The sequence below is a fragment of the Leifsonia williamsii genome (genome assembly GCF_030433685.1).
Taxonomy (GTDB): Bacteria; Actinomycetota; Actinomycetes; order Actinomycetales; family Microbacteriaceae; genus Leifsonia; species Leifsonia williamsii.
This window is the reverse complement of the sequence record NZ_JAROCF010000001.1, coordinates 3,797,149-3,820,736: the sequence shown is the minus strand read 5'-3', so window position 1 is coordinate 3,820,736 and position 23,588 is coordinate 3,797,149. Positions and strand designations below refer to the sequence as shown.

The following is a 23,588-nucleotide window of genomic DNA, read 5'->3' as shown; positions in this document are numbered from 1 at the left end:
GACAACCGTCGACGCCGTCTCTCCACAGCTCGCTGGGACCGACGTCTTCTCCACAGTTCCGAGATCGACCTTCTGCTCGCATTTGCGCGAGAGCACAATGGCGCCATGGCCAATCTGACCTTCACCCTCCGCAGCGGGCGCCGGCTCGGCGTGACGACCTTCGGCGATCCGGACGCCGAGCGGATCGTCGTGCTCTGCCACGCGGCGCCCGGGTCCTCCGTGTTCGATCCCGACCCGGACATCTCCTCCACACGAGATGTCCACATCATCGCCATCGACCGTCCCGGGTACGGTTCGAGCGACCCGTGGCCACCCGGGAGCTGGCCGAGCATCGCGCAGGCCGCGGACGACATCGCCGAGTACCTGCGGGCGATGAACACCACCGAGGGGCAACTCGGTATCCATCGCCCGCGGCAGGTGGGCGCAGCAGGCTGGTCGGCGGGTGGGCGGGTCGCGCTCGCGCTGGCGGCGCGGCATCCGGAACTCGTCGATCGCGTGGCCGTGATCGCCACGCCCGCGCCGAACGACGCCGTCCAGTGGATCCCGCCCCAGCTTCAGGAGGAGGTCGAGCGGCTGGCCGCACTGCCGCCCGACGACGCGGTACGTCAGCTGTCCGGGATGCTGCAGGGGCAGGCGGACACCGTCGCCGCAGCGGGGTCTGCGGACGAGATGCCGTTCGACGCCGTCGGCGTGACGGCGGTCGACGAACGTGCGCTGGAGCTCCCCGGCGTACGCGACAGGCTGGCGCGGATGCTGCGCGACGCCTTCCAGCAGGGGCCAGCCGGGGTCGCGGCCGACATCTTGAGCTACACGGCGCGGCCGTGGGGTTTCGAACTGGCAGAGGTGAGGGCGAAGACCTTGGTGATCGCCGGGCAGGGCGACGCCATCGCCGGCAACGCCCACGCCGCCTGGTACCGGCGGCAGCTGCCGGACGCCCGCCAGGAGATGGTGCCGGGCGTCGGGCACCTGGTGATCGTGCCGGCGTGGGGGCGGGTGCTGTCGCACGTGGCGCCGGGGACGGCGAAGAAGCGCGGGGCAGCAGCCTCCGGCGAGGGGAAGGAGGTGGAGCAGGAGGAGGCGATGCGCTGACGGCGCCAGTGGCCGCGACCGTCGAGACGTTAGCGGGGCGGCTGACGGTGCGGACGACATCACCATGCCGTGATCGGTAGAGCTCCCTTGGGCTCCTATGCCGTCGCGGACTCCGAGGATACGTCCGCCTCGTCGTCGGCAGTACGGCCGATGGCGGCTGGTGTGTCGCCGCCGGCTCCGGCCACCCTGCGCAGCGGTGGGCGGCGTGGGAAGCGGGAGGTGGCGAGCTCCGTGACGGCGGGGAGGAAGGCGGAGGCCCAGACGCGGTAGCCGTGGTCGTTGGGGTGGAAGAGGTCCTCGGCGAACTGGGTGAGGATGCCGCGGATGCCCTCGCGCTTCATCGTGTCGTGGAGGGGGACGACCGTGAGGCCACGGACCGCGGCCTCCTCGCGGAGGATGGCGTTGCCGACGGCGACCTTGCGCTCGTTCCAGGGGAGGTAGAAGTCGGGAAGGTCCGCGACGATCGCATGGTCGGGGAGCGCGGCGAAAACGCGTCGGATGCCCTCGCGGAAGGTGACGGGGTCGAAGGCGGCGATGTCGTTGGCGCCGATCGCGACGGTGACGATGTCGGGGGTGTAGGTCGCGAAGCGGGGGAGCTGGTCCGCCACCGCGAGGGCGACCGTGGCCCCGGAGACCGACAGGTTGACGACGCGGACCGAGCGGCCGGTGGCCGACCGCAGGTGGTCGGCGATGACTCCGACGTAGCTGTTCTTGGGCTGGGAGGCGCCGATGCCCTGGGCGGCGGAGTCGCCGATGGCGACGTACAGGATCTCGCCCTCCGACTTCGCCAGGTCGCGCCACCACTTGGAGTGCACCGGGAGCGTCTCGTTGAGACGGGCCCGGCCGGCCTCCACGGCCGCCCGCTTCTGCTGGACCGCGCTCCACACCGCAGCCCCTCCGGCCGCCGCAGCGACCGTCGCGGCGGTGGACACCAGCACCCGCTTCACAACGCTCATGGGCTGCACAGTACCCCGCGGCGACGCCCGGCGGACTGTGCGGATCGTGAGCACCGGCTGAGCGTCCGCCGATTGGCGACGCTCGCCGGGATCGTCTACGATAGTCCGCGGTACCGTGTCCGAGCGGCCGAAGGTGCAACTCTCGAAAAGTTGTGTGGGTGAAAGCCCACCGTGGGTTCAAATCCCACCGGTACCGCCACGTGCAAGCCCCCGCGATCCCAGTGCTTACAAGGGATCCGGGGGTTTTCGCTTTCCCGAGATCAGGCGTTTGACTACATTTTGACTACATTCGCGGAAGCCGAGTCCGGTTGAATTCAGCGACGACGGGACGCGCTAGCCTGTCGGTAGTAAGCAACCGCTTCAGATTGGATTAGCGACGACTGATCAACCAACGTCAGACTCGGGGGTAGCGGCGCCTCAGATTACGGACGAGTTGAAAACGGCCGGCGCGACTCTGTTGCTCGCCATCATTGACTGGCAGGCATGGTCCCACCGAAAAGTTGAATCGCTCGATTTCTATGAAGGAAGGCGGGGACGGCGGCGGGTGTCGATCGACTGCACACCACTCAACCTTCGCTGGCGCGATCCTCGAGTCCAAGAAAGCTTCCAACCGTCCGAAGCCATAGCCGTTCCACTAACTATGATGGGAAAGGCCCAACTCCGGCAGCTTGACGTGCGAGACGCAGGGGGAGTCGCCATCCCGGTTCTTGGGGCATCGTCGAACGGGTTGCTTGCGGCGTCTGCTCTCTTGAATCTTCTGATCCTCGCCGTTGGCGTAGATGCCGCTGAGTTGGCGTGGCCGCGAGTGTGGAAGGTCGCTACGGGAGGAGAATCGGAGGCTCTGACTGAGGCAGAGGCCATCTGCGAAGAATTCAAGCTGGACCTCTTTGCTACACAGCAGTTCCGTGACCTAGCGTCGAACTTCATTCTCACGGCGCTTCTTCCAGCGAGCGCCGCTGGCGTTCGAACTGTAATCAAGTACGCCTACCACTGGGATGTCGATCCGATGCCCGCTGCGCCGCTTCCGCTCGGGCGTCGAGTTCAGGTGTGGCTCAGGTCGACGGCAGCCGGATTGGGACTCGCGTCGCTATCTGTTGATGTAGATCTCAACTCAGCGGACTCGTCAAGCAGTTATCACTTGGAGTGCACCGCTCCGAACGGGATCTCTTGTTCGGAAGTACGCCTTCCAACCGACTCTTCGGGACGTGAGCCCGTTGACCGGGCAAGTGGACCCGTCGGCCACGTCAAAGGTCGGTTTGACTTTGGGCATCGGGGAGACGACGAACCAGCTCGCGTTTCCTTCGTGATGGAGCCGGGTGGCGCTCTTTCGCGAGCCGCTCTATTCTCGGCACTAACCGCAGCGTTCCTAATTTTCCTGATAGTGGTGCCGGGTGTCCCGGGTGCGTTTAGTAAGGATCCTGGGTCGGCTCTTTCACTACTACTTTTCTTGCCGGCCGTATTGCTTGCGCTTAACGCGAAGGGCACCGAAAACGTGTTCGTCTCTCGGTTCTTGCGACCCTCCCGAACAATCTCCGCCGCGCTATCCGCGGTGTATGCGGTCAGTGGTGGGCTCCTCGTCGCCAAGGCCAGCGAAGAAGCTGTTGTGGCATGGTGGCGGTTCGGATTATTCTTCGCAGTCATCGCGTTGATCTTGACTGCGGGTGGGCTTTACGGCTTGCGTGTCAGGAGGAGGGTCTAACATGAGCGGCATGGAGAGCTCCGCACCTAGAAGTGATCGCACGCCTCCGGCATTTGTAATCCGGTCCGCCGAAGGGCGTCGCACCGGCGCAAAGAGCGCGGCTGAAGAGCGCGCGTACGAGAGTCAGCGAAACGAAGTCCTTCGGAAGATTCGTGGTGGACGGTCCGCGGGCGCGCGGTAGCAACCCGCATGGCGAAAGTTGGGATCGAGGTGGAGCGCGCGTGCCCCGTGCATCCGCAGATTTACTAGGTTCATCCGGCGATACCTCGCCCGACCACCGTAAGTCCTGAGGCCGGATGGTGTCCTCTCACTAAGAGTGCCTACGTGCATCACTTCTTCCTGCATCACTTCTTCCTGCGTCACTTCTTCTTGCTTTCCCAGATCAGCCCTAGCTTCGTTAGACGTGTCCGTTGTCCTTTACCTCAGTCGTCGGTTCCTCTCGTCTCTCCGTTGCTTCTCTCGCAGGTTGCCCCTTTCCCCCGTGCCTCCACTCTCGCCACCTGCGCCCTCTTCGTTGACGTTTGTGTTGGTTGGCTACAGAGATGCAATGACTCGGGCAATTGGGTTCGCAGGACTCGTTCTAACTTCCGCCCGCGCGGTATCACGGCAGCGATACCGTTTGCGTCAGGGAAACTGCGGTGCATCCGTTCGCGCTGATGGTGACGGTGACCGCTCCAGGTTCTCTGGTCGCCCGCAAGACGGCCATCGCCCGTCCTTGGAATGTGGAGTGGGTGTTCTCAGTGAAGCGCTCGCTTGAAGAGGGTGCCGCCGAGCCGAAAGCGAGCACGGCCGGACCATCGATGGAGACAGTCACCGTGCGATCGGCCGTTGGCTTGACCATCCCGGCGCTGTCGGTGAGTTCGATCGGCAGGTAGAGCAGCGATTGGCCGTCGGCGACGAAGCCGTCCGTATTTGCGCTGACGTTGAGCCGGAGGTCGGCGTCGGCGCTCCGAAGCTCGTCGGACCCGATCTCCTTTCCCTTCTCGTCGTAAGTTCGGGCGGTAAGTGTGCCAGGGCGGAAGGGCACGCGGAAGGTGGTCAGCAGGTCACCGTGCCGCCGCCCGCGGCTCACCGGGGCGCCGTCAAGTTCGAGCGTCACTCGAGCGGCTCGGGCGTAGACCTCGACGGTTGCAGGCGTCCCTTCGAAACCATCCCAGCTCCAACTGCGGATGGCGTCGGTCGCGCGGAACAGGGAGGGTGTTCGTTTGTCGCGTGCGTGGTCGACAGGGCGTACGGCGATGTAGGGGTCGCTGCGCAGGCCCCAGATGATCTCGTTGATGTAGGTCTGCGTCTGGCGGTGGCCAGTGATGTCGAAGTTCGACGTTCCGGCGAGGTGCCCGGGCCAGGGTGAGAACAGGCGCGGCCTGTCGTTGTAGCGAATGGTGCCGATGCCGGCTTCGCCGAGGTAGTCCCAGCCGGTCCAGACGAAGTCGCCGATGATCTGCGGATGCGACTCGACGAGCGGCCAGTTCTGCGCGAGTTGCCCCGGACCGGTCTCGGTGCCGACGATGGGCTTCTCAGGGTATCGCTTGGCGTCTTGGACGTAGCGTGCGCCGCCGTAGTTGTAGCCGGCCACATCGAGCATGTCCATCACTTCTCGGATCTTGGAGTCGGTGAACTTCCTCCGCACGATGATCGGCGTAACTTTCTGCATCACCGACATGAGCAGATTGAGCACTGTGATGAGGCTTCGACCACTCGGTCCGCCCGACCCCTTCTCGTCGTCTGGCTCGGCCGATTTCGTGAGTTGAGCTGTGTGCTTTTCGTCGCTGGGTGCCAATAGGTTCAGGAAAGGGTTCACACCGTTGGTGATGGGCCTCGTGGAGTCGGCGGAACGGAGCATGTCGACCAGCCGTCGATTCAGTTCGATGCCGGACGGTTGTCCGGTCTCGGCGATCTCGTTGCCGATGGAGTACATGATCACCGACGGGTGGTTGTAGGCGTTCGCGACCATCGCTTCCAGGTCTCTCTCGTGCCATTCCTCGAAGTCGGTGGCGTAGTCGTGGGTCGTCTTGGCGCGCGTCCAGACGTCGGTGAACTCCTCCATTACGAGCAGCCCGTGCCGGTCGGCGGCGGCTAGGAGTGCGCGTGCTGAAGGGTTGTGGGCGGTGCGGATGGCGTTGAACCCCGCGGACTTGAGGAGGCGTGCCCGGCGGTCTTCGGCCTGGTCGAGCGTGACCGCGCCGAGAATGCCGTGGTCATGGTGGACGCAGGCGCCGCGAAGTTTGGTGACTTGACCGTTGATTCGGAGGCCGTGCTCGGCATCCACGGTGACGGTGCGGATGCCGATAGAGTCGACGACTTCGTCCTGGATGGCGGAGTCGACCGTTACCGTGGCGTGCACCTGGTACAGGTTGGGGTCGTCGGGTGACCAGAGAGCAGGATGGCCGATTCCTATCTCGGCCGTCGCTGTCCCGGTCCCGAAACCGTCGACCGGCACACGTGCTCGGCCGGATGCGACCTCGCGACCTTTCCGGTTCAGCGTAACGACGACCTCTGCTTCTGTCGCGTCGCTGGTCCCATTCTCGACGGCGACGGACACGGCGACGGTCGCTTGCTCGGCGTCGGCGGAGAGGGTGGTGGCTCGGAGGCCTGTCGGAAGAACTCGCACGGGGCCGCCGGTCAGCAGGTGCACCGGCCGGTAGATGCCGCTGCCGGTGTACCACCGGCTGTTGGGCATGTCGTCGTTGTTCGCGACGACCTCGATGACGTTCTCCTCCCCGAAACGCAGGTGCGTTCCGAGCGGCACGTGGAACAGCGCGTATCCAGAAGGACGGCCGCCGGCGAGGACACCGTTCACGAAGACCCGCGACCGGTGGTAGACGCCCTCGAACTCGAGCGTGGGATGCTGGTCCTGCCATTCCGGCGGCGCGATGAAGCGTTTGGTGTAACGGTATATCCCGCCCGGATAGTAGCCGGTGTTGTGCCCGTTCGGCGTGTGCGGAGAGCGGGTCTCGGTGATCATCGCATCGTGCGGGAGCGTGATGGGGCCGAGGTCGTCCCGTCGGTCGTCCTGGTCGCGGCCGACGAACCAGTCGTCGTTGAAGGAGGTGCGCAGCACGGGCGGTCAGTGGAGGTCGAGGGCGGTGGTCGCAGCGTCGGGATCGCCGGCATATGCCGCCGCTTCAAGCGTGGCGTGGGTCGCGGCGGGGACGAACCCGTCGCCGGTCCAGCGCTGCAGCGGCCGCGTCGATGCTCCGACCTCGACGGTGCGCGTCTGGCCCGGCTCCAGTTCCACGGTCGCGAATCCGAGTAGGACGCGGGAGGGGAAGTCGGCGGCGTGGATCACACCGTAGAGCTGCACGACGTGGCGACCGCGGCGGCTGCCGGTGTTGGCGACCGTCGCCGCGGCGGTGAAGTGCTCGCCGTCGACGGGGTGCGCCTCGACCTGGTCGATGTGGAATGTCGTGTAGCTGAGGCCGAAACCGAGCGGGTAGGCGGCGGGGTGGCCGTCGCGGTCGAGCAGCCGCTGTCCGAACCAGCGGTCGTAGACGATGCTGGTCGCCTCGCGGTCGAAGAAGGGCAGGTGCTCCTCGCTGGTGGGGATGGAGTAAGGCAGCCGGCCGGAGGCGTCGACGCGGCCGAGCAGCACGTCGGCGAGGGCGTGACCGCCTTCGCAGCCGGAGTACCAGGAGATCACCGTGGCCGGGACTTCGGTCCGCCACCGCTCGGTGATGACCGCGCCAGCGGTCACGACGACGACCACGGTGCGGGGGTTGGCTGCTGCGGTGGCGAGGATGATCTCCTCGTCGACGGGCCGGAGGCGCAAGCTCGCCCGGTCGCCGCCTTCAGCGGTGCCCATCGCGGTCGCGGTGGCGCCCGGCTCTCCGCCGAGCATCATCCCCTCGGGCATGGGCGGGAAGAGCGCCAGCAGGTCGGGGTTGTTCATGGCGTCGGTGCCGAGGTACTCCCCTTCGTCGTCCGCGGTGTACCCGACGACGACGATGGCGACATCAGCCTTTGTGGCAGCGAGGGCAGCGGCGTCGGGGTCGTCTGCTTCGACGTGAGTCACGGTCGCGTTGGGAAGCGCGGCGACGATGCCGTCGAGCGCGGTGGTCACTTCGGGGCTGTGGACGTCCGAAGACCCGTGGTCGCCGGTGTTCGGAACCCCGGCGAGCCGCCCGATGACGGCGACGCGTGAGAGCGAGGAGGCGTCAAGCGGGAGGAGGGGAGCGTCGCCGATGGTCTCGTTGCGGAGCAGGACCATGCTGCGCTGGGCGACCTCGCGCGCAAGCTCGCGGTGCTCCCGAGAGAAGACCACGGATGGGTTGGGCTGCGGCTCCAGGTCGGAGGCGTAGTAGGCGAGCTGTGTGCGGAGGATCCGGCGGGCTGCCCGGTCGACATGCTCCCACGAGGCCTCCCCGGCGGCGAGCTCATCGGCCAGGTGGGCTGCACGCTGCTGGCGGGCCGGCTCTTCTACATCCAGCCCGGCGACCAGGGAGACGGCAGCACCGCGGATGCCGGAGATGAAGTCCGAGACGGTGACGCCCTGGAACCCCCACTGTCTGCGGAGGATGCCCTCGAGGAGCACCTCGTTCTGTCCTGCCCAGTCGCCGTTGACCGAGTTGTAGGAGGTCATGATGCCGTCGACACCTTCTTCGACCGCGCGGCGGAAGTGCGGCAGGAACACCTCGTGCAGTGTGGAGTCGTCCGCCCGGACATCGACGGTGAAGCGTGCGTTCTCCATCGAGTTCAGGGCGTAGTGCTTGGCGACGGCCATTGCGTTGCGGTGCACGCCGCGGATCAAAGCCGCGCCGAACTCACCGAGCAGGTAGGGGTCTTCACCGTAGGTCTCCTGTGCGCGACCCCAGGCGGGATGCCGCGGCAGGTTGATGCAGACGCCGCCGAAGAAGTTTGCGCCCTGCGCGCGCAGCTCGCGGCCGATGGCGATGCCGATCCGTTCTTCGAGGTCGAGGTCCCACGTCGCTCCGCGGGCCATCGAGACCGGGAACGCCGTGGAGGCGCCCATGACGACACCCCGCGGGCCGTCGCTGAACCGGAGACCTGGAATGCCGAGGCGCTCTATAGCGCCCATGATGATCGGGCGGGCGTTGTAGGCCTGTGACATCTCGGCGATGGCGGGCCAGAACTCCTGGTCACCGTCCAGGAGCCAGAGCTTCTCCTCCTGGGTGAGTTGGGCGAGAAGCGCTTCGACGGCAGTCTCCAGCGATTCTCCACGCTCGATCTGTCGGAGTGAGTCCTCGAAAGCGGTGGTGGTTGTCGTCGACATGAGATGAGTTCCTTATACGTGCGGGTGTGCCAAAGGCGTGGGGCATCCACGCGAGACGGCGAAGAGATTGGCGGCGAAGGCTGGTGGTCAGGCGGTCGCGTGACGGTCGGCGACGAGCTTTTCAACGCCGAGCATGATCAGGTTGAGGTCGAAGGCGAACTGCTCGTCGCTGCCCAACGAGGCGGAGTGCGCGCCGACGAGACGTCGCACCAGAGCGAACTCGCCTTCGGGCGCTGATTCGAGGGCGACCTCGAGCTCAGGTTCCTGCGGATGGGTGCCGGCACCGGTGATCGCCCGATCTCGGGCGGACGTGTAGGCGAGTTCGGCGAGGAGAGCGATGACTCGGCCGGCCTCGTTCTCGGGCAACCCGGCTGACACGAGCGCACGCGCGGCGGCTTCCGCCGGTCGCACCGCTTCGAGGTCTTCTTCCTTCTCCATCGCGACGTAGCTGGCCCAAGCGCCGGCACTGATCACGGCCTCACGGGTGATGGTGGCGAAGGCTCGCAGTGCGTCGCGCCAATCGTCTTGCGGGGTGAAGTGGTGTTGCGTGAGCGCTTCCCGGAAGGCATCCGCGGCGACCATCCGAAGCAGGGTGGCCCGGTTCTCGACGTGGTAGTGCAGCGTCTTGCGGTCCACCCCCATCTCGACCGCCAGCTGCTGCATCGTCAAAGTCGACGGGTCCAAGGCCCGTGCGGCCTCGATGATCCGTTCGCGGTCGACACGCCGCGGCCGACCCCGTCGAGGTCTGGCGCTGCCCGTGTTCGTCATCCCGTCACTTCCGCTTCCTGTTCTCGATTATGTCGGCCGCCGCCGCTGTTTTCCACCGGTCGGGAGAAAACAGCGGCGACCGCCGGGTCGGTTATCGGACTCGCTTGACCCTGAGGACCAGCAGGGATGCAATCGTGACCAGTACGAAGGCGATCGGCCACACGGGCGCGTAGGCGCCGGCGAAGATCCCGACGACGGCGCCGGCGACGATCGGGCCGAGAGCGTTTCCGAGGTTCTGGCCGAGCGAGGAGAGTCCGAGGTCGCGTCCGGCCGCTTCCTTGTCGGGAAGGACGTCGATGAACAGAGCCTGATCGACGACCACGAACGTTCCGTATCCCAGCCCGGTGACCATCACCTGGATGAACATCGCGGGGAGTGTCGGTGAGATGAACGGGATCAGGAAGCTGCCCGCCATGAGTAGGCCTGCGGCCACCACGAACGGCTTGCGGCGCTTGATCTTGTCGGACCAGCGGCCGCTGACGAACATGGCGAGGAGGGTTGTCGGCAGTGCGGCGAACTGGAGGAGCGGCGCGGTCTGCGCGGCCTGGGTCGCTGACAGGGCGGGGCTGATGTAGCTCTGCAGCATGTAGAGCGAGTAGACGCTGCTGATGCCGTAGCCCAGGTAGAGGAGAACTTTGGAGATCCAGGCCCAGCGATAGTCCGCGTCGCCCAGTGCGACCCCGTACGACTTCACGACCGATTTGAACCGCAGCGGCTTGGTGATCATCTCCCGGGACGTGTTGTCCCGAGCGAAGAGGACGAACGCCATCGTGGTGAGTAGGAGCAGGATGCCGATGGGGAAGTAGGCCGCCAGTCCGATGCTGGCGAACAGGCTGCCCGCGGCCACCGCACCGACGATGGCGCCGAAGTAGGACGCCAGTCCGGAGATTCCGGAGACCACCCCGATTCGGGCTTCGGGGACGCGGTCGGCCACGGTGGCCGTCAGTGGGCCCTGTGCTACCCCGACCAGTACCTGCAGGAGCGACCAGATGACGACCATGACGGCGATCGTGGGCGCGACAGGCATCAGGCAGATCAGGGCGGTCCCGCCGATGCCGCCTGCCGCGATCCAGGGTGCTCGTCGTCCCCACCGCGACTTCGTCCGGTCGGAGAGCAGGCCGATGATCGGGGCGAGCAGCATGCCGAGGAGCACCCCGACCGAGGAGACGATCGACAGGCTGGTGGCGCGGGAGGAGTTGAACTCGGCGAGCAGCCCGAGCTGTCGCTGCTGATCCGGGTCCGGGGTCACGGTTCCCGCGGCAACCTTGCTCTGTAGGGTCGTGAGCGCTTGAAGGTCCACTCCGGAATCCGCGCCGGTGAAGATGCGGTGGAACTCGATGCCCTGCACCTGCAGGGGGACGAGGATGGCGAGCAGCGAGCCCCAGAGGAGCGCTATGCCGAGCGAAGCGAGGGAGTAGAAGGTGATGTAGCGGCGCATCGCGCGTGTCTTCACCTGGTACTGCACGGCGTTGGAAGCCGTCTTCGGTGCAGCTTCGGGGGAGGCGTTGGTCATGTTCTTCTTCCTTGAAGTCGGGGCGGGCGCCGGTCTCGGCGGGGTTTTTCCCCGGAATGGGGGAAAATATAGATCGGCCCTCACCTCGTCGTCAAGCCCGAGGTGGAAATGAATCCGGGAGCCCGACTTGACGCTTCACGGATCTGCTGTCTAGTGTTTTCCCCACCACGGGAAAAAACCGTGCGTCGCGGCGGCAGGCGCGCGACTTCAACGACGAAGGAACCAGTGATGGCGAACCACCTCGAGACCAGCCCCCGCGTCGAGTTGGGGATCGACGAACTTCTCAGCGAGATGACGCTGGAGCAGAAGGTGGCGCAGCTGCAGTGCACCATCCTGGTGGCCGGGCACGACGAAGCCGGCCTCGCGAACTTCCCGCACGGCACCGGAGCACTCGGCAGCATCAGCACTGGCAACGGCCCGGCGGCCGATGCCGAGTTCTACGGATCTCTGCAGCGCGAGATAGCCGGGCGCAGCGGGCACTCCATCCCGCCCCTCATGCACGGCGAGGCCGTCTCCGGGTGGACCGGCCCGGGCGGCACAGTGTTCCCCTCGGCCATCGGCTTGGGCGCGACCTGGAACCCTCAAACCGTCGAACAGATGACCGAGATCGTCCGCAAGCAGATGCTCAGCGTTGGCGTCCGCCAGGCACTGTCCCCGGTCATGGATGTCGCGCGGGACCCCCGGTGGGGCCGAGTGGGCGAGACTTACGGCGAGGACCCGACCCTGTGCGCGGCCATGAGCGTCGCGTTCGTGAAGGGCCTGCAGGGAGACCGTCTGGAGGATGGGGTCGCCGCGACGGGCAAGCACTTCCTGGGCTTCGGCTTCTCCGAGGGCGGCCTGAACATGACCTCCAACCCGATCTCGCCGCGCGAGCTGCGGGAGGTGTACGCCAAGCCGTTCCAAGCTGCGATCAGCGAGGCGGGTCTCGCGTCGATCATGAACTCGTACGGCACCATCGACGGCGAGCTCATCATCACGTCCAAGCACATCCTGCAGGACCTCCTGCGCGACGAGATGGGCTTCAACGGCCTTGTGGTCTCGGACTACATGTCGATCAACCTCGCCGTCGACCTCAACGTGGGAGCCGACCCGGCCGACGGCGGCATCAAGGCGATCAGCGCCGGCCTCGACGTCGAACTGCCGACCCCGTTCGGGTTTGGAGCCGGCCTGATCGACGCCGTCCGGGACGGGCAGCTCGACGAGGCGGTCATCGACCGCGCCGTGAAGAACATGCTCACGCTCAAGGCCAAGCTGAACGTGTTCGAGAACGGCGCGCCCCGCACCGAGCTGATCGCCGAGGCCTACGACCCCGAGCGCACAACCGCGCACAGCCTCACCGCCGCGCACGAGTCCATCGTTCTGTTGAAGAACGACGGCATCCTCCCACTCCGCCGGGACACGAAGAAGATCGCCGTGATCGGCCCGCACGCCGACTCCGTCCGGCTCTTCTTCGGCTGCTACACCGGGCCCGCCTCCATCGACCTCGCCATGAGCGGCACCATGTCCGAGATGGCAGGCATGCTCGACCTGCCGGAGCTGACCGCCTCCCTGGAACTGCCGCCGCTGGCGCCGCTGTTCGAAGGCAGTGACGTCCGCTCGGAGCCCCCGTTGGTCGAGCAGACGCTGCGTGGAATGTTCGGCGACAAGACGCCGACCATCGTCGACGCGATCCGCCGCGCCGCGCCTGACGCCGAGGTCGTCTACGCCAAGGGATGCGAAGTCGCGGGCACCGACCGCACCGGATTCGATGCCGCGGTCGCGGTCGCCCGTGAGGCCGACGTCGTCATTCTCACCGTCGGAGGCAAGTACGGGTGGGGAAGCTCCTCCACCTCCGGTGAAGGAATCGACACCGCCGATGTCGGACTGCCCGGTGTGCAGGAGGAACTGGCCCGCCTCATCCACGCGACGGGCACGCCGGCCGTGCTCGTGCACATGGACGCCAAGCCGCTTTCCAGCGAGTTCATCGCCGAGAACTACGCTGCCGTGCTGGAGAGCTGGTTCCCCGGCGAGACCGGCGGCACCGCCCTCGCCGACGTGCTCTTCGGGGACTACAACCCGGCCGGGCGGCTGCCGATGACGGCGGTGCGGCACGCGGGCCAGATCCCGATCTACGCCGCCCACCGACGCAGCAACAGCGTCAGCAGCCGCGGCACCATGATCATGAACAGGTACGTGGACGGGACCAAGGAGCCGCTCTTCGTCTTCGGCGAGGGCAAGAGCTACACCACCTTCGACTACTCGGACCTGACCATCGACTTCGATGGCGACCCCGAAAGCGTCGTCACGATCTCTTGCCAGGTCACCAACACCGGCGCGTACGACGGCGACGAAGTGGTCCAGCTCTATGTGCGGGACGAGCTCTCCAGCATGGTCCGCCCGGTGCAGGAGCTCGCCGGCTTCGCCCGCGTCCACCTCGCCGCCGGGCAGTCTCGAACGGTGACCTTCCAGGTGCGCGCCTCCCAGTTCGCTTTCCTCGATCTGGACATGCGGTGGATGGTGGAAGCAGGCGAGATGACCGCCCGCATCGGCGCTTCGTCCGAAGACATCCGCCTCACCGGAGCGTTCACCATCGACCGGACAGCTTGGGTCGACGGCAAGACGCGCGGCTTCTTCGCCCGCGTCGCGGTGAACTGACCACGAGCATCGCTGATGTCGGCACAACGGATCCGGGTGGGCATCATCGGAGCAGCGCGCGTCGCCCCGAGTGCGCTGCTCCGGCCCGCCGCCGAGGTCGACGGTGTCACCGTCACGAGCGTTGCGTCCCGAGATCAGGCGCGCGCCCGATCCTTCGCCCGCCGACATGCCATCGCGAGAGCACTCGCCAGCTACGAGGACTTGCTGAACGATGAAGAGGTGGACGCTGTCTACATCGCCACCCCTGCCGCGCACCACGCGCGCTGGATCATGGCGGCCATCGCAGCGGGCAAACACGTTCTGTGCGAGAAGCCGTTCACCAGCAACGCCACCTCAGCGCGCGCGGTCGAAGCGGCAGCGTTGGACGCGCCCGGACTGGTGGTGATGGAGGCGTACCACTCCGCCTACCACCCGTTCCAACAGCGGCTCCGGGACGTCATCGCCTCCGGCGACCTGGGCACTGTTGTCTCGGCTCGTGCCACCTTCGCGATCCCCCTGATCTCCAGAAAAGCGATCCAGTGGAATCCCGCGCTCGGTGGAGGCGGGCTACTCGATGTCGGGTACTACCCGCTCCGCCAGTTGCGCGAGCTGTTCGGTGAACCCGAGCGGATCCTGGAGTCGCGCGCCTGGGCCAAAGATGGCGTGGACCGTCGCTTTGAAGCGACCATGCTGTTCCCGCACGGCGTCCAAACCCAGGTGGTCTCCGCCATCTGGTCCCACCGCGTCTTGGCCTCGCACCTTGAAGTCGTCGGCGATAGGGGTCGCCTTCAAGCGTCCTGGCCGTACCACCCGCAGAGCGGGACGCGCATGGTCGTCGAATCAGGCCAGAGTCGGCGCAAAGAAGTTGCGGATCGCCGGCCCACATACGCGTTCCAACTCGAAGCGTTCCGCGACGCCATCCGGTCCGGGGTCCCACCGATCACCGGGCCTGCACAGGCTGCCGCTCAGCTCAAAGCCATCGACGACCTCTACGGGGCGGCCGGCCTCCGCCCTCGAGCCTCCATCAACTGACCGCACCACGACGATAAGGACAACCGTGCGCAAGACGAGCTTCAACACCGACTGGGGCGTGCGCCACCAGACCAGCCCCTTCCTCGAAATCCTTGGGCAGGCTGAAGCCCCCCAGCCTGTGACCCTCCCGCACGACTGGCTGATCTCCCAGCCCCGCTCCGCCGAGAACAAACCAGGCGCGCTCACCGGCTACCACGGCGAGGACGTCGTCGAGTACGTGAAGACCTTCACCGCCCCCGAAGGCTTCGAGACCGGGCGCGTCGAGGTGCAGTTCGACGGCGTCTACCGCGGCGCCATGATCTACGTCAACGACGCCTTCGTCGCACAACGCCCATACGGCTACATCCCGTTCTCGGTGCGCATCGACCCCTACCTGCACGAGGGGGACAACCAGATTCGCGTCGAATGCCGCAACCACCTCGATGCACGCTGGTACTCCGGACTCGGCATCTACCGCGACACCTGGCTCCTCACCGGTGGTGCAACGCACATCGCACGGAACGGCGTCCGCGTCCGAACCCGCGACGCCGACGCGTGGAAGGCCGTGATCGACGTGACCACCACCATCGAGAACGACTCGCAACGGCTCGACACGGTCACGGTCATCACCGAGGTCGTGGCCCCGACCGGTGAGGTCGTCGTCGCCGAGTCGGCCAGGCTCTCGGTCCGACCGGGTGAGGCGGCACCGCTGCGGCAGCGATTCGCCCTATCCAAGCCGTCGCTGTGGAGTCCGCAGGGCCCATCGCTCCACACCATCCGCACCCGGCTCGTACCAACCAGTGGTGGCGAAGAAGTGCACGAGGAACGATTCGGCATCCGCACTCTCAACTGGGACGCGCAGGACGGCCTGCTCATCAACGGCCAGCCGGTTAAGCTCCGCGGCGGCTGCATCCACCACGACAACGGCGTGCTCGGCGCGGCGACCGTCGCGCGGGCGGAGGAGCGCCGGGTCCAGTTGCTGAAAGACGCCGGCTACAACGCCATCCGTTCCGCCCACAACCCCATCAGCACCGCCCTGCTCGAGGCGTGCGACCGCCTCGGCATGTTGGTCCTCGACGAGTTCACCGACGGCTGGACCACCCCCACACTGGGCTTCGGGTACGGTCTCGACCTCAACGAATGGTGGCAGCGGGATCTCACCGAACTCATCGAACGGGACTACAACCACCCGAGCGTGATCATGTACTCCATCGGCAACGAGGTCGCAGACACCGGGAACAGCTGGGGCGCTACGTTCGGACGCGACCTCGTCGACTGGATCAAGAGCATGGACGACACCCGCCCGGTCACCAACGCCATCAACCCCATGATGACCGTCCTCCACGACCTTAAGGCCGAACTGGGCAAGGATGACAGCGCCGGCGTGAACGCCTTCATGCGCGACCTCGGCGAGCAGACCCACGACCTGGTCGTCTCCGACCTCGCCACCGAACGTCTCGAAGAGCCGATGTCGCAGCTGGACATCTCCGGCTACAACTACGCCTACGGACGATACGAGCTCGACATCGAGCGCCACCCGCAGCGGCTGCTGCTCGGCACCGAGGGACTGCCGGGAAAGCTGGACGAGGTATGGCCGTACGTGGTGCGCTACCCGCAGGTGATCGGCGAGTTCAGCTGGACCGCCTGGGAGTATGTCGGAGAGGCCGGGCTCGGCGCCGACAAGCCCGCCGAGGAGGCCTTCTTCGGCAACTACCCGTGGCGGTTCTCCGGGACCGGCGATCTCGGGATTACCGGGCAGCGTCGGACCATCTCGTACTGGCGGGAGACAGTCTGGGGGCTCCGCTCCGCTCCGTTCATCGCCGTTCATCGCCCGGACGCCGGCGACCGGGACCAGCTCAGGCCGTCCATCTACACGTGGAGCGACAGCATCAGCAGCTGGAGCTGGCCCGGCCACGAAGGCGCGACCGTCACCGTCGACGTCTACTCCGACGCTGACGAGGTCGAACTGCTGCTGAACGGAGACCCCATCGGCCGGGCTCGGGCCGGAGCAGAACACCGCTTCATCGCTTCGTTCCAGCTGCCCTACCTGCCGGGTGAGCTCACCGCCGTCGCGCATCGCGGCGGTACCGAAAGCGGCCGGTCGACCATTCGGACGGCGGGTGGCGACGTCACCTTGACGCTCAGCACCGAGCGCAACGAAATCATCGCCGACGATCGAGACCTCGCGTTCATCGAGATCGCCTTCACCGACGGCTCGGGAACGGTGCACATCTCGCGAGACGACGAAGTCACCGTCACTGTCTCCGGCAGCGGGGTTCTTCAGGGGCTTGGGAGCGACAATCCGGCGTCCGAAGACGACTACACCGGCGCCAGCTGCCACGCCTACCGCGGGCGAGCGCTCGCGGTCATCCGGCCTACGAGTGCCGGCCCGATCACCATCCGCGTCGAAGCGGGAGATCTCTCCTCTGACATCACCGTTACTGCTGTGGAAGCGTGATGAAGACCAGTCGTTCGCAAATCACGATCAGCGTCCTCGGCTACCTGGCACGTCACCTCGGAGGCCCTCTCGTCGAGAAGGGCATCCGAATGCGCCGCGATCAACTCGATCACCTCCCGCCGGCCCCGGGTAGCATCGTCATGCTCGGCGACAGCATCACCGATCAGGGCGAGTGGCAGGAACTGCTTCCCGACCTCGCTGTCGTCAACCGCGGCGTCGGCGGAGAGACCAGCGCCCAGGTACGCGACCGTCTCGCCCGCTCGATCCACGGGCCGACCGCCGTCAGCCTCCTTGTCGGTACCAACGACCTGACCGCGGGTACTCCTCACTGGCAGATCGCAGCGAACGTCGCCGCGATCCTCGACGAGATCGAGAGGCGTGCTCCGGGTACCCCCGTGCTTCTCAACGGCATCATGCCGCGGAGCGCGAAATTCGCCCGAGAGATCCATGAGGTCAACGCGCTATATAAGCAGGTGGCAGGACAGCGGCCTACCGTGGAGGTCATCGACACCTGGCCGGCGCTCAGAGATGGTGAGAATATCCGCTCGGACCTGAGCTTCGACAACCTCCACCTCAACGGGAAAGGTTACGAGCAGTGGCTCACAGTTCTGCGTCCGGCGCTCGACCGAGCAATCCAGCAGCGCTCCCACCCAACCTCAACCGACTCATAACGGTTTAGGAGGCGCCGCAACCATGACTCGGATGGTCGCGCTGGGCAGTTCCTTCGCAGCGGGGGCAGGCATCACGCCCATCATCGATCGGAAAGCTAATCGGTCTGCGGGCAATTACCCGCACCTTGTAGCCGCCTCGATCGGAGCGAAACTCACCGATGTCACCGTCAGCGGCGCAACAACCAAGACGATTCTTCGAGAACCGCAACGTCTGGGGTTGCGACGTTTACCTCCCCAGATGCAGTCGTTCGCGCCTGACGCCGACGTGGTGACACTTACGGCCGGCGGGAACGACCTGCGCTATCTCGGTACTCTCGTCTCGGTGGCGTACGGCAGCTGGCTGGAAGCGCGACCCGCCACACGGGTCCTGGGCCGCCGCTTGCGGGCCGCAGCCGTAGCATCGCCACCAACGCAGCGGGAAGTCGACGCGGCCGCGGCAGGGCTCGTCTCCATCGTGGAGGCCATCCGCGAGCGGGCGCGTTCGGCCCGTATCCTTCTGGTGAACTACCTCACCGTTGTTGGGCCAGCGACGGCCCCGTCGCGCGCCGCACCCTTCACGGCCGACGAGTTGGCATCATTCCGGAGAATCGCCGACCAGCTCAAACAAGCGTTCGTGATCGCCGAAAGCGCGACCGACGCTGAGCTCGTCGACGTTGCGGCGATTAGTGAAACGCATGGGCTGGGGTCGCAGGATCCATGGGTCCAAGGATTCGCGCCGCGCAGCGCGCGAGAAGCGGCGCTATTTCATCCGACACCGGCCGGGATGCGTGCAGTTGCTAGCGCCGTTGTCGACCACTTCCACTCAAGACCGTAAGCCTGATCTAGGCAGCGGAATTGTGGGCAGCTTGGAATATTACATCCCCCAAGCGCGGAGCTTGACTACATTTTGACTACAACTTGACGAGTTGCGACGAGATCTCGTGAGATCACACCAGCCGTACTTCGCTGACTTTCCGCGGGAGTTGCCAGGATATCCGGGGGACATAGTGGCCTGAACTAGAGTTCAAATCCCACCGTTACCGCCAGTGTGAAGCCCCCGCGATCCCTGTCTTGAGAAGGGATCCGGGGGTTTTTCATGTCCCGGCGAACCCCACAACGCCCGGTCAGGCGGGCAGCACGTCCTCCAGATGCGCCCGCAGCTCTGCGGCGACATCCACGCCGTGCCGGTCGTACAGCCACAGGTACTGCAGCCCGTCCCACAGCGCCAGCAGCCAGAGCGCCTCCTGTGCGGGGTCGCGATGGGGCGGCAGGTCGCCGGCGTCCGCTGCGGACCGGAACAGGCGGGTGAAGCCGTCGAGAGCGCGCGTGAAGCGGTGCTCGAAGTAGGCGTTCGCGGCGTGCTCGGGCACCGTGGCCTCCGACGAGATGACGGCGTAGAGCTCGATGAGGCCCGGCTGGTCGCGCTCGTTCGCGGCGGCGCCGTCGGCGAACGAACGGAGCACGTCGGCGGCGGTCGCGGTCGGCGCGTCGGCGGTGGTGACGTCGATGCGGTGGTCGCGCTCGCGGAGGACGGCGTGGAGAAGCGCGTCCTTCGACGCGAAGTGGTGGTACAGCGCCGACTTCGAGACGCCGACGCGGGTGGCGATGTCGAGGAGGCTGGTGTCGCCGTAGCCTTCGCGCGCGAACAGGGTGGTCGCGTCGGCGACGATCTTCGCCCGACGGGCCCGGCCGGTGCGGTAGCCCGCAGGCGGAGCGGGCGGCTCGTCATCGAGGAGGGGCGGCAGCGCGGGGACCGCCGCAGCGGCGGCAGGAGGGGGCGTGTCGGGACGCGGGCTCCAGCCGGCGGGGTGGGCGATCAGCTCCTGGTGGCGTTCCAGGGTGCTCACGATGTCGACGCCGTCGCCCAGGTAGCGCGCGAGCATCCGGAGGCCGGCCCAGGCGGCCGTGAGTCGGACGGACTCGCGCGCGGTGTCGCGTTCGGCGTCCACGGCGCGGCCGGCTGCGGCACCGAGGTCATGCGCGCGCGACGCGATGGAGGCGGCCAGCCGGTCGCGCATCCACTCGTGGAGCGGGTGGGAGGGCGTGGAGGCCTCGCCGGTCAGTGCGGCGAAGAACGGGACGAAGCCCGCCACGCCCGCCTGACGCGCGGCCTCCGCCGCGAACGGCAGACCGCCATCGCCCGAGGGCGAGCCGTGCAGGGACCGGTCGAAGCGCTTCGCCACCTCGGCCAGCAGCTCCTCCTTGTCGGCGAAGTGCTTGAGGAGCGCGGGATGGGAGATGCCGGCCCGCTCCGCGATCTCCCGGAGGGACACGAATCGGTAGCCCCGCGTGCTGAACAGCTCCGCGGCGGCCGCCACGATCGCCTGCCGGGTCGCCGCGGCGCGCGCGAAGCGCGACCCATCGATGACCGACGTCACGGACCACCTCCCTCGGCACCATCGTAGCCAGGTTACCGTGCAGTCGGATTTCAGTTACCACGCGGTCGTTTTCTGTGTATGCTGGCGCCCATCGTCAAAGCGGACGACACGAAAGGACTCGACCATGACAGAGCTGTCACCCGCGGCGACCGCGGCAGCGACGGGAACCACGGGCATCAAGACCCCCGGCACGACGCCTCCGCGGACGCCACGCGGCTACACCCCCGGACTCGCCGCCGTGAACTTCGGCGTGCTGCTCGCCCTGCTGACCCCCGTGCTCGTCTCGATGGCGTTCAAGGTGCAGCACCTCAGCGCCTCCACCGAGGAGGCCACCGCGCAGCTCGGCCTCATCCTGGGCGTCGGCGCGCTGTTCGCGCTGGTGGCGAACCCCCTCGCCGGCCGGCTCTCCGACCGCACCTCGTCGCGGTTCGGGATGCGGCGCCCGTGGATCCTCGGCGGCAGCATCGTCGGCGTCGGCGCCTTCCTCCTCGTCGGCGCCGCCACCTCCATCTGGGTCGTCCTGATCGGCTGGTGCCTCGCCCAGGCGGCGCTGAACGCGGTCCTTGCCGCGGCGAACGCCACCCTCCCCGACCAGGTGCCGGCGGCCAGCCGCGGCAAGGTGTCCGGCATCGTCGGCGTCACCACGCCGCTCGCGATCCTCGGCGGCAGCTTCCTGATCAACTTCATCGGCGACGACCTGCTGCGCTTCCTCGTGCCGGGCCTTCTCGCCCTGGTGCTGGCCGTCATCTTCGTGCTCCTCCTGAAGGACCGCCGCCTGACGGAGAAGCCGCGGCAGCGGTTCACGATCGGCCAGTTCTTCGGATCGTTCGTCTTCAACCCGCGCAAGCACCCCGACTTCGGCTGGACCTGGCTCACCAAGTTCTTCGTCATGTTCGGCTACGCGGGCATCGCGACCTTCCTGCCGTTCTACCTCACCGAGAAGTTCCGGCTCACCGAGCAGGGCGCCATCGGGACCATCCTGCTCGCCAACCTCGCCTCCACCGTCGCCATGGTGATCTCGAGCCCGATCGGCGGCTTCCTCTCGGACCGCCTCGGCAAGCGCCGCCCGTTCGTCGCGGCCGCCGGCGTGATCATGGTGGTCGGCCTGGTCATCCTCGCCTTCGCGCCGAGCATCGCGGTGGTCATCATCGCGCAGGCCGTCATCGGCCTCGGCGCCGGCTCGTTCTTCTCGGTCGACCTCGCGCTCGCCACCCAGGTGCTGCCGAGCGAGGACGACACCGCGAAGGACCTCGGCGTGCTCAACATCGCCAACGCCCTGCCGCAGTCGATCGCCCCCGCGATCGCGCCGTCGATCATCGCACTCGGCGCGACGACCGCCATCGGCGGCTACTCGGTGTGGTATCTCTTCGGCGCCGTCGTCGCCCTGCTCGGCGCCGTGCTCGTCTACCGGATCAAGGGAGTGAAATGACCACGACGGACACCACCACCACCACCACCACGGATCGGCCCTGGCTCGACGCCGAGCGCCCCGTCGCGGAGCGCGTGGAGCTGCTGCTGAACGAGATGACGCTCGCCGAGAAGGCCGGCCTGTTCTTCCACTCGATGATCGGGATGGGCGCGCTCGACGAGCCGAACGAGGTGTTCTCGACGCCCTCCGCGGTCGACTACGTCGAGGGCCGGCACATGACGCACTTCAACCTGATCGGCGGTGCGCAGACCGCGGGGGAGATCGCGGAGTGGCACAACGCGCTGCAGCGGCTGGCCGCCTCCACCCGCCTGGGCATCCCGGTGACGCTGTCGACCGACCCGCGGCACTCGTTCACGGAGAATGTCGGCACGGCCTTCCTCTCCGGTCCGTTCTCGCAGTGGCCGGAGCCGCTCGGGCTGGCGGCCATCCGCGACGAGGCGTTCGTGGAGCGCTTCGGCGACATCGCCCGGCAGGAGTACACGGCGGTCGGCCTGCGGGTCGCCCTGCACCCGCAGGTCGACCTCGCGACGGAGCCGCGCTGGTCGCGCCAGGTGGCGACCTTCGGCGAGGACGCCGAGCTCACCGGGCGCCTCGGCGCCGCGTATGTCCGCGGCTTCCAGGGTGCGTCGTTCGGAGCGGGGTCCGTCTCGACCATGACCAAGCACTTCCCGGGCGGCGGCCCCCAGAAGGATGGGGAGGACCCGCACTTCGCCCACGGCCGTGAGCAGGTCTACCCGGGCGACGCATTCGAGCTGCACCTGAAGCCGTTCGAGGCGCTGCTCGCCGCGGGCACCCGCCAGATCATGCCGTACTACGGGATGCCGGTCGGCACGGAGTTCGAGGAGGTCGGGTTCGGCTTCAACAAAGGCGTGATCACGGGCCTGCTGCGCGAGCGGTTCGGCTTCGACGGGCTGGTCTGCACCGACTGGGGGCTGCTCACCGACGCGGACATCTTCGGCCAGCCGTTCCCCGCGCGCGCGTGGGGCGTCGAGCACCTGACCCCGCGCGAGCGGATGAAGAAGGTGCTGGACGCCGGCGCCGACCAGTTCGGCGGCGAGGCCTGCCCGGAGCTGCTGATCGAGCTGGTCGAGTCCGGCGACGTGCCGGAGGCGCGGCTCGACGAGTCGGCTCGCCGCATCCTGCGCGAGAAGTTCGAGCTGGGGCTGTTCGAGTCCGCGCTGGTCGACGCGGCGGCGGCCGACGCCGTGGTCGGCAATGACGAGTTCCGGGCGGCGGGGGAGTGGGCGCAGCGCGCCTCCATCACCCTCCTCACCAACGGCGCGCCGGATGGCCGTGGGGCGCCGGTGCTGCCGCTGCGCGGGACGCCGAGGGTCTACGTCGAGGGCATCGACCCGGAGCGGGCTGCCGGCTACGGCGAGGTCGTGGCGTCGCCCGAGGCGGCGGACGTGGTCGTCGTGCGCCTCCAGGCCCCGTACGAGGAGCGGCCGACGGTGTTCGAGAGCCTCTTCCACTCCGGGTCGCTGGAGTTCCCGGACGAGGTCGTGGAGCACCTCCGCGAGCTCGCCGCGCACGCACCGGTCGTGGTCGACGTGTTCGCCGACCGCCCCGCGATCCTCGCCCCGATCGTCGACGCCGCCGCCGCCGTCACGGTGAACTGGGGTGCGAGCGCGGAGGCGCTGCTCGACGTGCTCACCGGCCGATTCTCCCCGCAGGGCCGGCTGCCGTTCGACCTGCCGCGGTCGATGGCCGCGGTGCAGGCGTCGCGGCCCGACGTGCCGTTCGACACGACCGACCCCCTGTTCCGGTTCGGGGACGGCTTGGGATATTGACGGC

The 23,588-nt window shown here is 67.2% G+C and carries 14 protein-coding genes and 1 tRNA gene; 9 read left to right on the top strand and 6 right to left on the bottom strand.

Features of this window, described 5'->3' with window-relative positions:
- Positions 1-105: 105 nt before the first annotated feature.
- Entirely contained in the window at positions 106-1,089 is a 984-nt protein-coding gene (locus P5G50_RS18065) for an alpha/beta hydrolase (RefSeq protein ID WP_301209538.1), read from the top strand.
- Between the two features lie 95 nt (positions 1,090-1,184).
- Here P5G50_RS18065 and P5G50_RS18060 read toward each other — a convergent pair whose 3' ends face one another.
- Positions 1,185-2,045, bottom strand: coding sequence for an SGNH/GDSL hydrolase family protein (locus P5G50_RS18060; protein ID WP_301209537.1), 861 nt, complete (start codon positions 2,043-2,045; stop codon positions 1,185-1,187).
- Positions 2,046-2,154: 109 nt separating this feature from the next.
- Here P5G50_RS18060 and P5G50_RS18055 point away from each other — a divergent pair.
- A tRNA-Ser gene (locus P5G50_RS18055) sits at positions 2,155-2,244 on the top strand.
- 2,101 nt (positions 2,245-4,345) lie between these two features.
- On the opposite strand, the gene P5G50_RS18050 is transcribed toward P5G50_RS18055, so the two are convergent.
- The 4 genes from P5G50_RS18050 to P5G50_RS18035 form a co-directional block, all read right to left on the bottom strand.
- Complete coding sequence (locus tag P5G50_RS18050) at positions 4,346-6,805, bottom strand: glycoside hydrolase family 2 TIM barrel-domain containing protein (RefSeq protein WP_301209536.1); 2,460 nt, start codon at positions 6,803-6,805, stop codon at positions 4,346-4,348.
- A 6-nt stretch (positions 6,806-6,811) separates the two neighbouring features.
- A complete protein-coding gene (locus P5G50_RS18045; RefSeq protein WP_301209535.1) occupies positions 6,812-8,974 on the bottom strand; it encodes a glycoside hydrolase family 3 protein in 2,163 nt (720 codons plus the stop codon).
- A gap of 87 nt (positions 8,975-9,061) precedes the next feature.
- A complete protein-coding gene (locus P5G50_RS18040) occupies positions 9,062-9,637 on the bottom strand; it encodes a TetR/AcrR family transcriptional regulator C-terminal domain-containing protein (protein WP_301209534.1) in 576 nt (191 codons plus the stop codon).
- A gap of 196 nt (positions 9,638-9,833) precedes the next feature.
- Positions 9,834-11,255, bottom strand: coding sequence for an MFS transporter (locus P5G50_RS18035; protein ID WP_301209533.1), 1,422 nt, complete (start codon positions 11,253-11,255; stop codon positions 9,834-9,836).
- A 228-nt stretch (positions 11,256-11,483) separates the two neighbouring features.
- Between P5G50_RS18035 and P5G50_RS18030 the strand changes: the two genes are divergently transcribed.
- Genes P5G50_RS18030 through P5G50_RS18010 form a run of 5 tightly spaced genes read left to right on the top strand, consistent with a single transcriptional unit; the run spans position 11,484 to position 18,822 of the window.
- Positions 11,484-13,889, top strand: a complete 2,406-nt coding sequence (locus P5G50_RS18030) for a glycoside hydrolase family 3 N-terminal domain-containing protein (protein WP_301209532.1) — start codon at positions 11,484-11,486, stop codon at positions 13,887-13,889.
- A 15-nt stretch (positions 13,890-13,904) separates the two neighbouring features.
- The gene (locus tag P5G50_RS18025; protein ID WP_301209531.1) at positions 13,905-14,900 is read left to right on the top strand and encodes a Gfo/Idh/MocA family protein; all 996 of its coding nucleotides are present in this window, start codon (positions 13,905-13,907) and stop codon (positions 14,898-14,900) included.
- A 25-nt stretch (positions 14,901-14,925) separates the two neighbouring features.
- Positions 14,926-17,337, top strand: coding sequence for a glycoside hydrolase family 2 TIM barrel-domain containing protein (locus P5G50_RS18020; RefSeq protein WP_301209530.1), 2,412 nt, complete (start codon positions 14,926-14,928; stop codon positions 17,335-17,337).
- Positions 17,337-18,008 (top strand): GDSL-type esterase/lipase family protein, encoded by a 672-nt coding sequence (locus P5G50_RS18015; protein WP_301210027.1) that lies wholly within the window; start codon positions 17,337-17,339, stop codon positions 18,006-18,008. The genes P5G50_RS18020 and P5G50_RS18015 overlap by 1 nt, the downstream gene beginning before the upstream one ends.
- A gap of 31 nt (positions 18,009-18,039) precedes the next feature.
- Positions 18,040-18,822: an SGNH/GDSL hydrolase family protein gene (locus P5G50_RS18010; RefSeq protein WP_301209529.1), complete on the top strand. Its 783-nt coding sequence runs from the start codon at positions 18,040-18,042 to the stop codon at positions 18,820-18,822.
- A 289-nt stretch (positions 18,823-19,111) separates the two neighbouring features.
- On the opposite strand, the gene P5G50_RS18005 is transcribed toward P5G50_RS18010, so the two are convergent.
- Positions 19,112-20,365, bottom strand: a complete 1,254-nt coding sequence (locus P5G50_RS18005; RefSeq protein ID WP_301209528.1) for a TetR/AcrR family transcriptional regulator — start codon at positions 20,363-20,365, stop codon at positions 19,112-19,114.
- Between the two features lie 124 nt (positions 20,366-20,489).
- Between P5G50_RS18005 and P5G50_RS18000 the strand changes: the two genes are divergently transcribed.
- Both P5G50_RS18000 and P5G50_RS17995 read left to right on the top strand, forming a co-directional pair.
- Positions 20,490-21,794 carry an MFS transporter gene (locus tag P5G50_RS18000; protein WP_301209527.1) on the top strand — a complete coding sequence of 435 codons (1,305 nt, stop codon included), beginning with the start codon at positions 20,490-20,492 and terminating at the stop codon, positions 21,792-21,794.
- The gene (locus P5G50_RS17995) at positions 21,791-23,584 is read left to right on the top strand and encodes a glycoside hydrolase family 3 protein (RefSeq protein ID WP_301209526.1); all 1,794 of its coding nucleotides are present in this window, start codon (positions 21,791-21,793) and stop codon (positions 23,582-23,584) included. The genes P5G50_RS18000 and P5G50_RS17995 overlap by 4 nt, the downstream gene beginning before the upstream one ends.
- Positions 23,585-23,588 lie beyond the last annotated feature (4 nt).

Excerpts from the sequence above, each read along its gene's own strand:
- P5G50_RS18010 (WP_301209529.1), top strand. The coding sequence starts at position 18,040 with ATGGTCGCGCTGGGCAGTTCCTTCGCAGCGGGGGCAGGCATCACGCCC.
- P5G50_RS18025 (WP_301209531.1), top strand. The coding sequence starts at position 13,905 with ATGTCGGCACAACGGATCCGGGTGGGCATCATCGGAGCAGCGCGCGTC.
- P5G50_RS18045 (WP_301209535.1), bottom strand. The coding sequence starts at position 8,974 with ATGTCGACGACAACCACCACCGCTTTCGAGGACTCACTCCGACAGATC.
- P5G50_RS17995 (WP_301209526.1), top strand. The coding sequence starts at position 21,791 with ATGACCACGACGGACACCACCACCACCACCACCACGGATCGGCCCTGG.
- P5G50_RS18015 (WP_301210027.1), top strand. The coding sequence starts at position 17,337 with ATGAAGACCAGTCGTTCGCAAATCACGATCAGCGTCCTCGGCTACCTG.
- P5G50_RS18030 (WP_301209532.1), top strand. The coding sequence starts at position 11,484 with ATGGCGAACCACCTCGAGACCAGCCCCCGCGTCGAGTTGGGGATCGAC.
- P5G50_RS18035 (WP_301209533.1), bottom strand. The coding sequence starts at position 11,255 with ATGACCAACGCCTCCCCCGAAGCTGCACCGAAGACGGCTTCCAACGCC.
- P5G50_RS18000 (WP_301209527.1), top strand. The coding sequence starts at position 20,490 with ATGACAGAGCTGTCACCCGCGGCGACCGCGGCAGCGACGGGAACCACG.
- P5G50_RS18065 (WP_301209538.1), top strand. The coding sequence starts at position 106 with ATGGCCAATCTGACCTTCACCCTCCGCAGCGGGCGCCGGCTCGGCGTG.
- P5G50_RS18040 (WP_301209534.1), bottom strand. The coding sequence starts at position 9,637 with ATGCAGCAGCTGGCGGTCGAGATGGGGGTGGACCGCAAGACGCTGCAC.
- P5G50_RS18060 (WP_301209537.1), bottom strand. The coding sequence starts at position 2,045 with ATGAGCGTTGTGAAGCGGGTGCTGGTGTCCACCGCCGCGACGGTCGCT.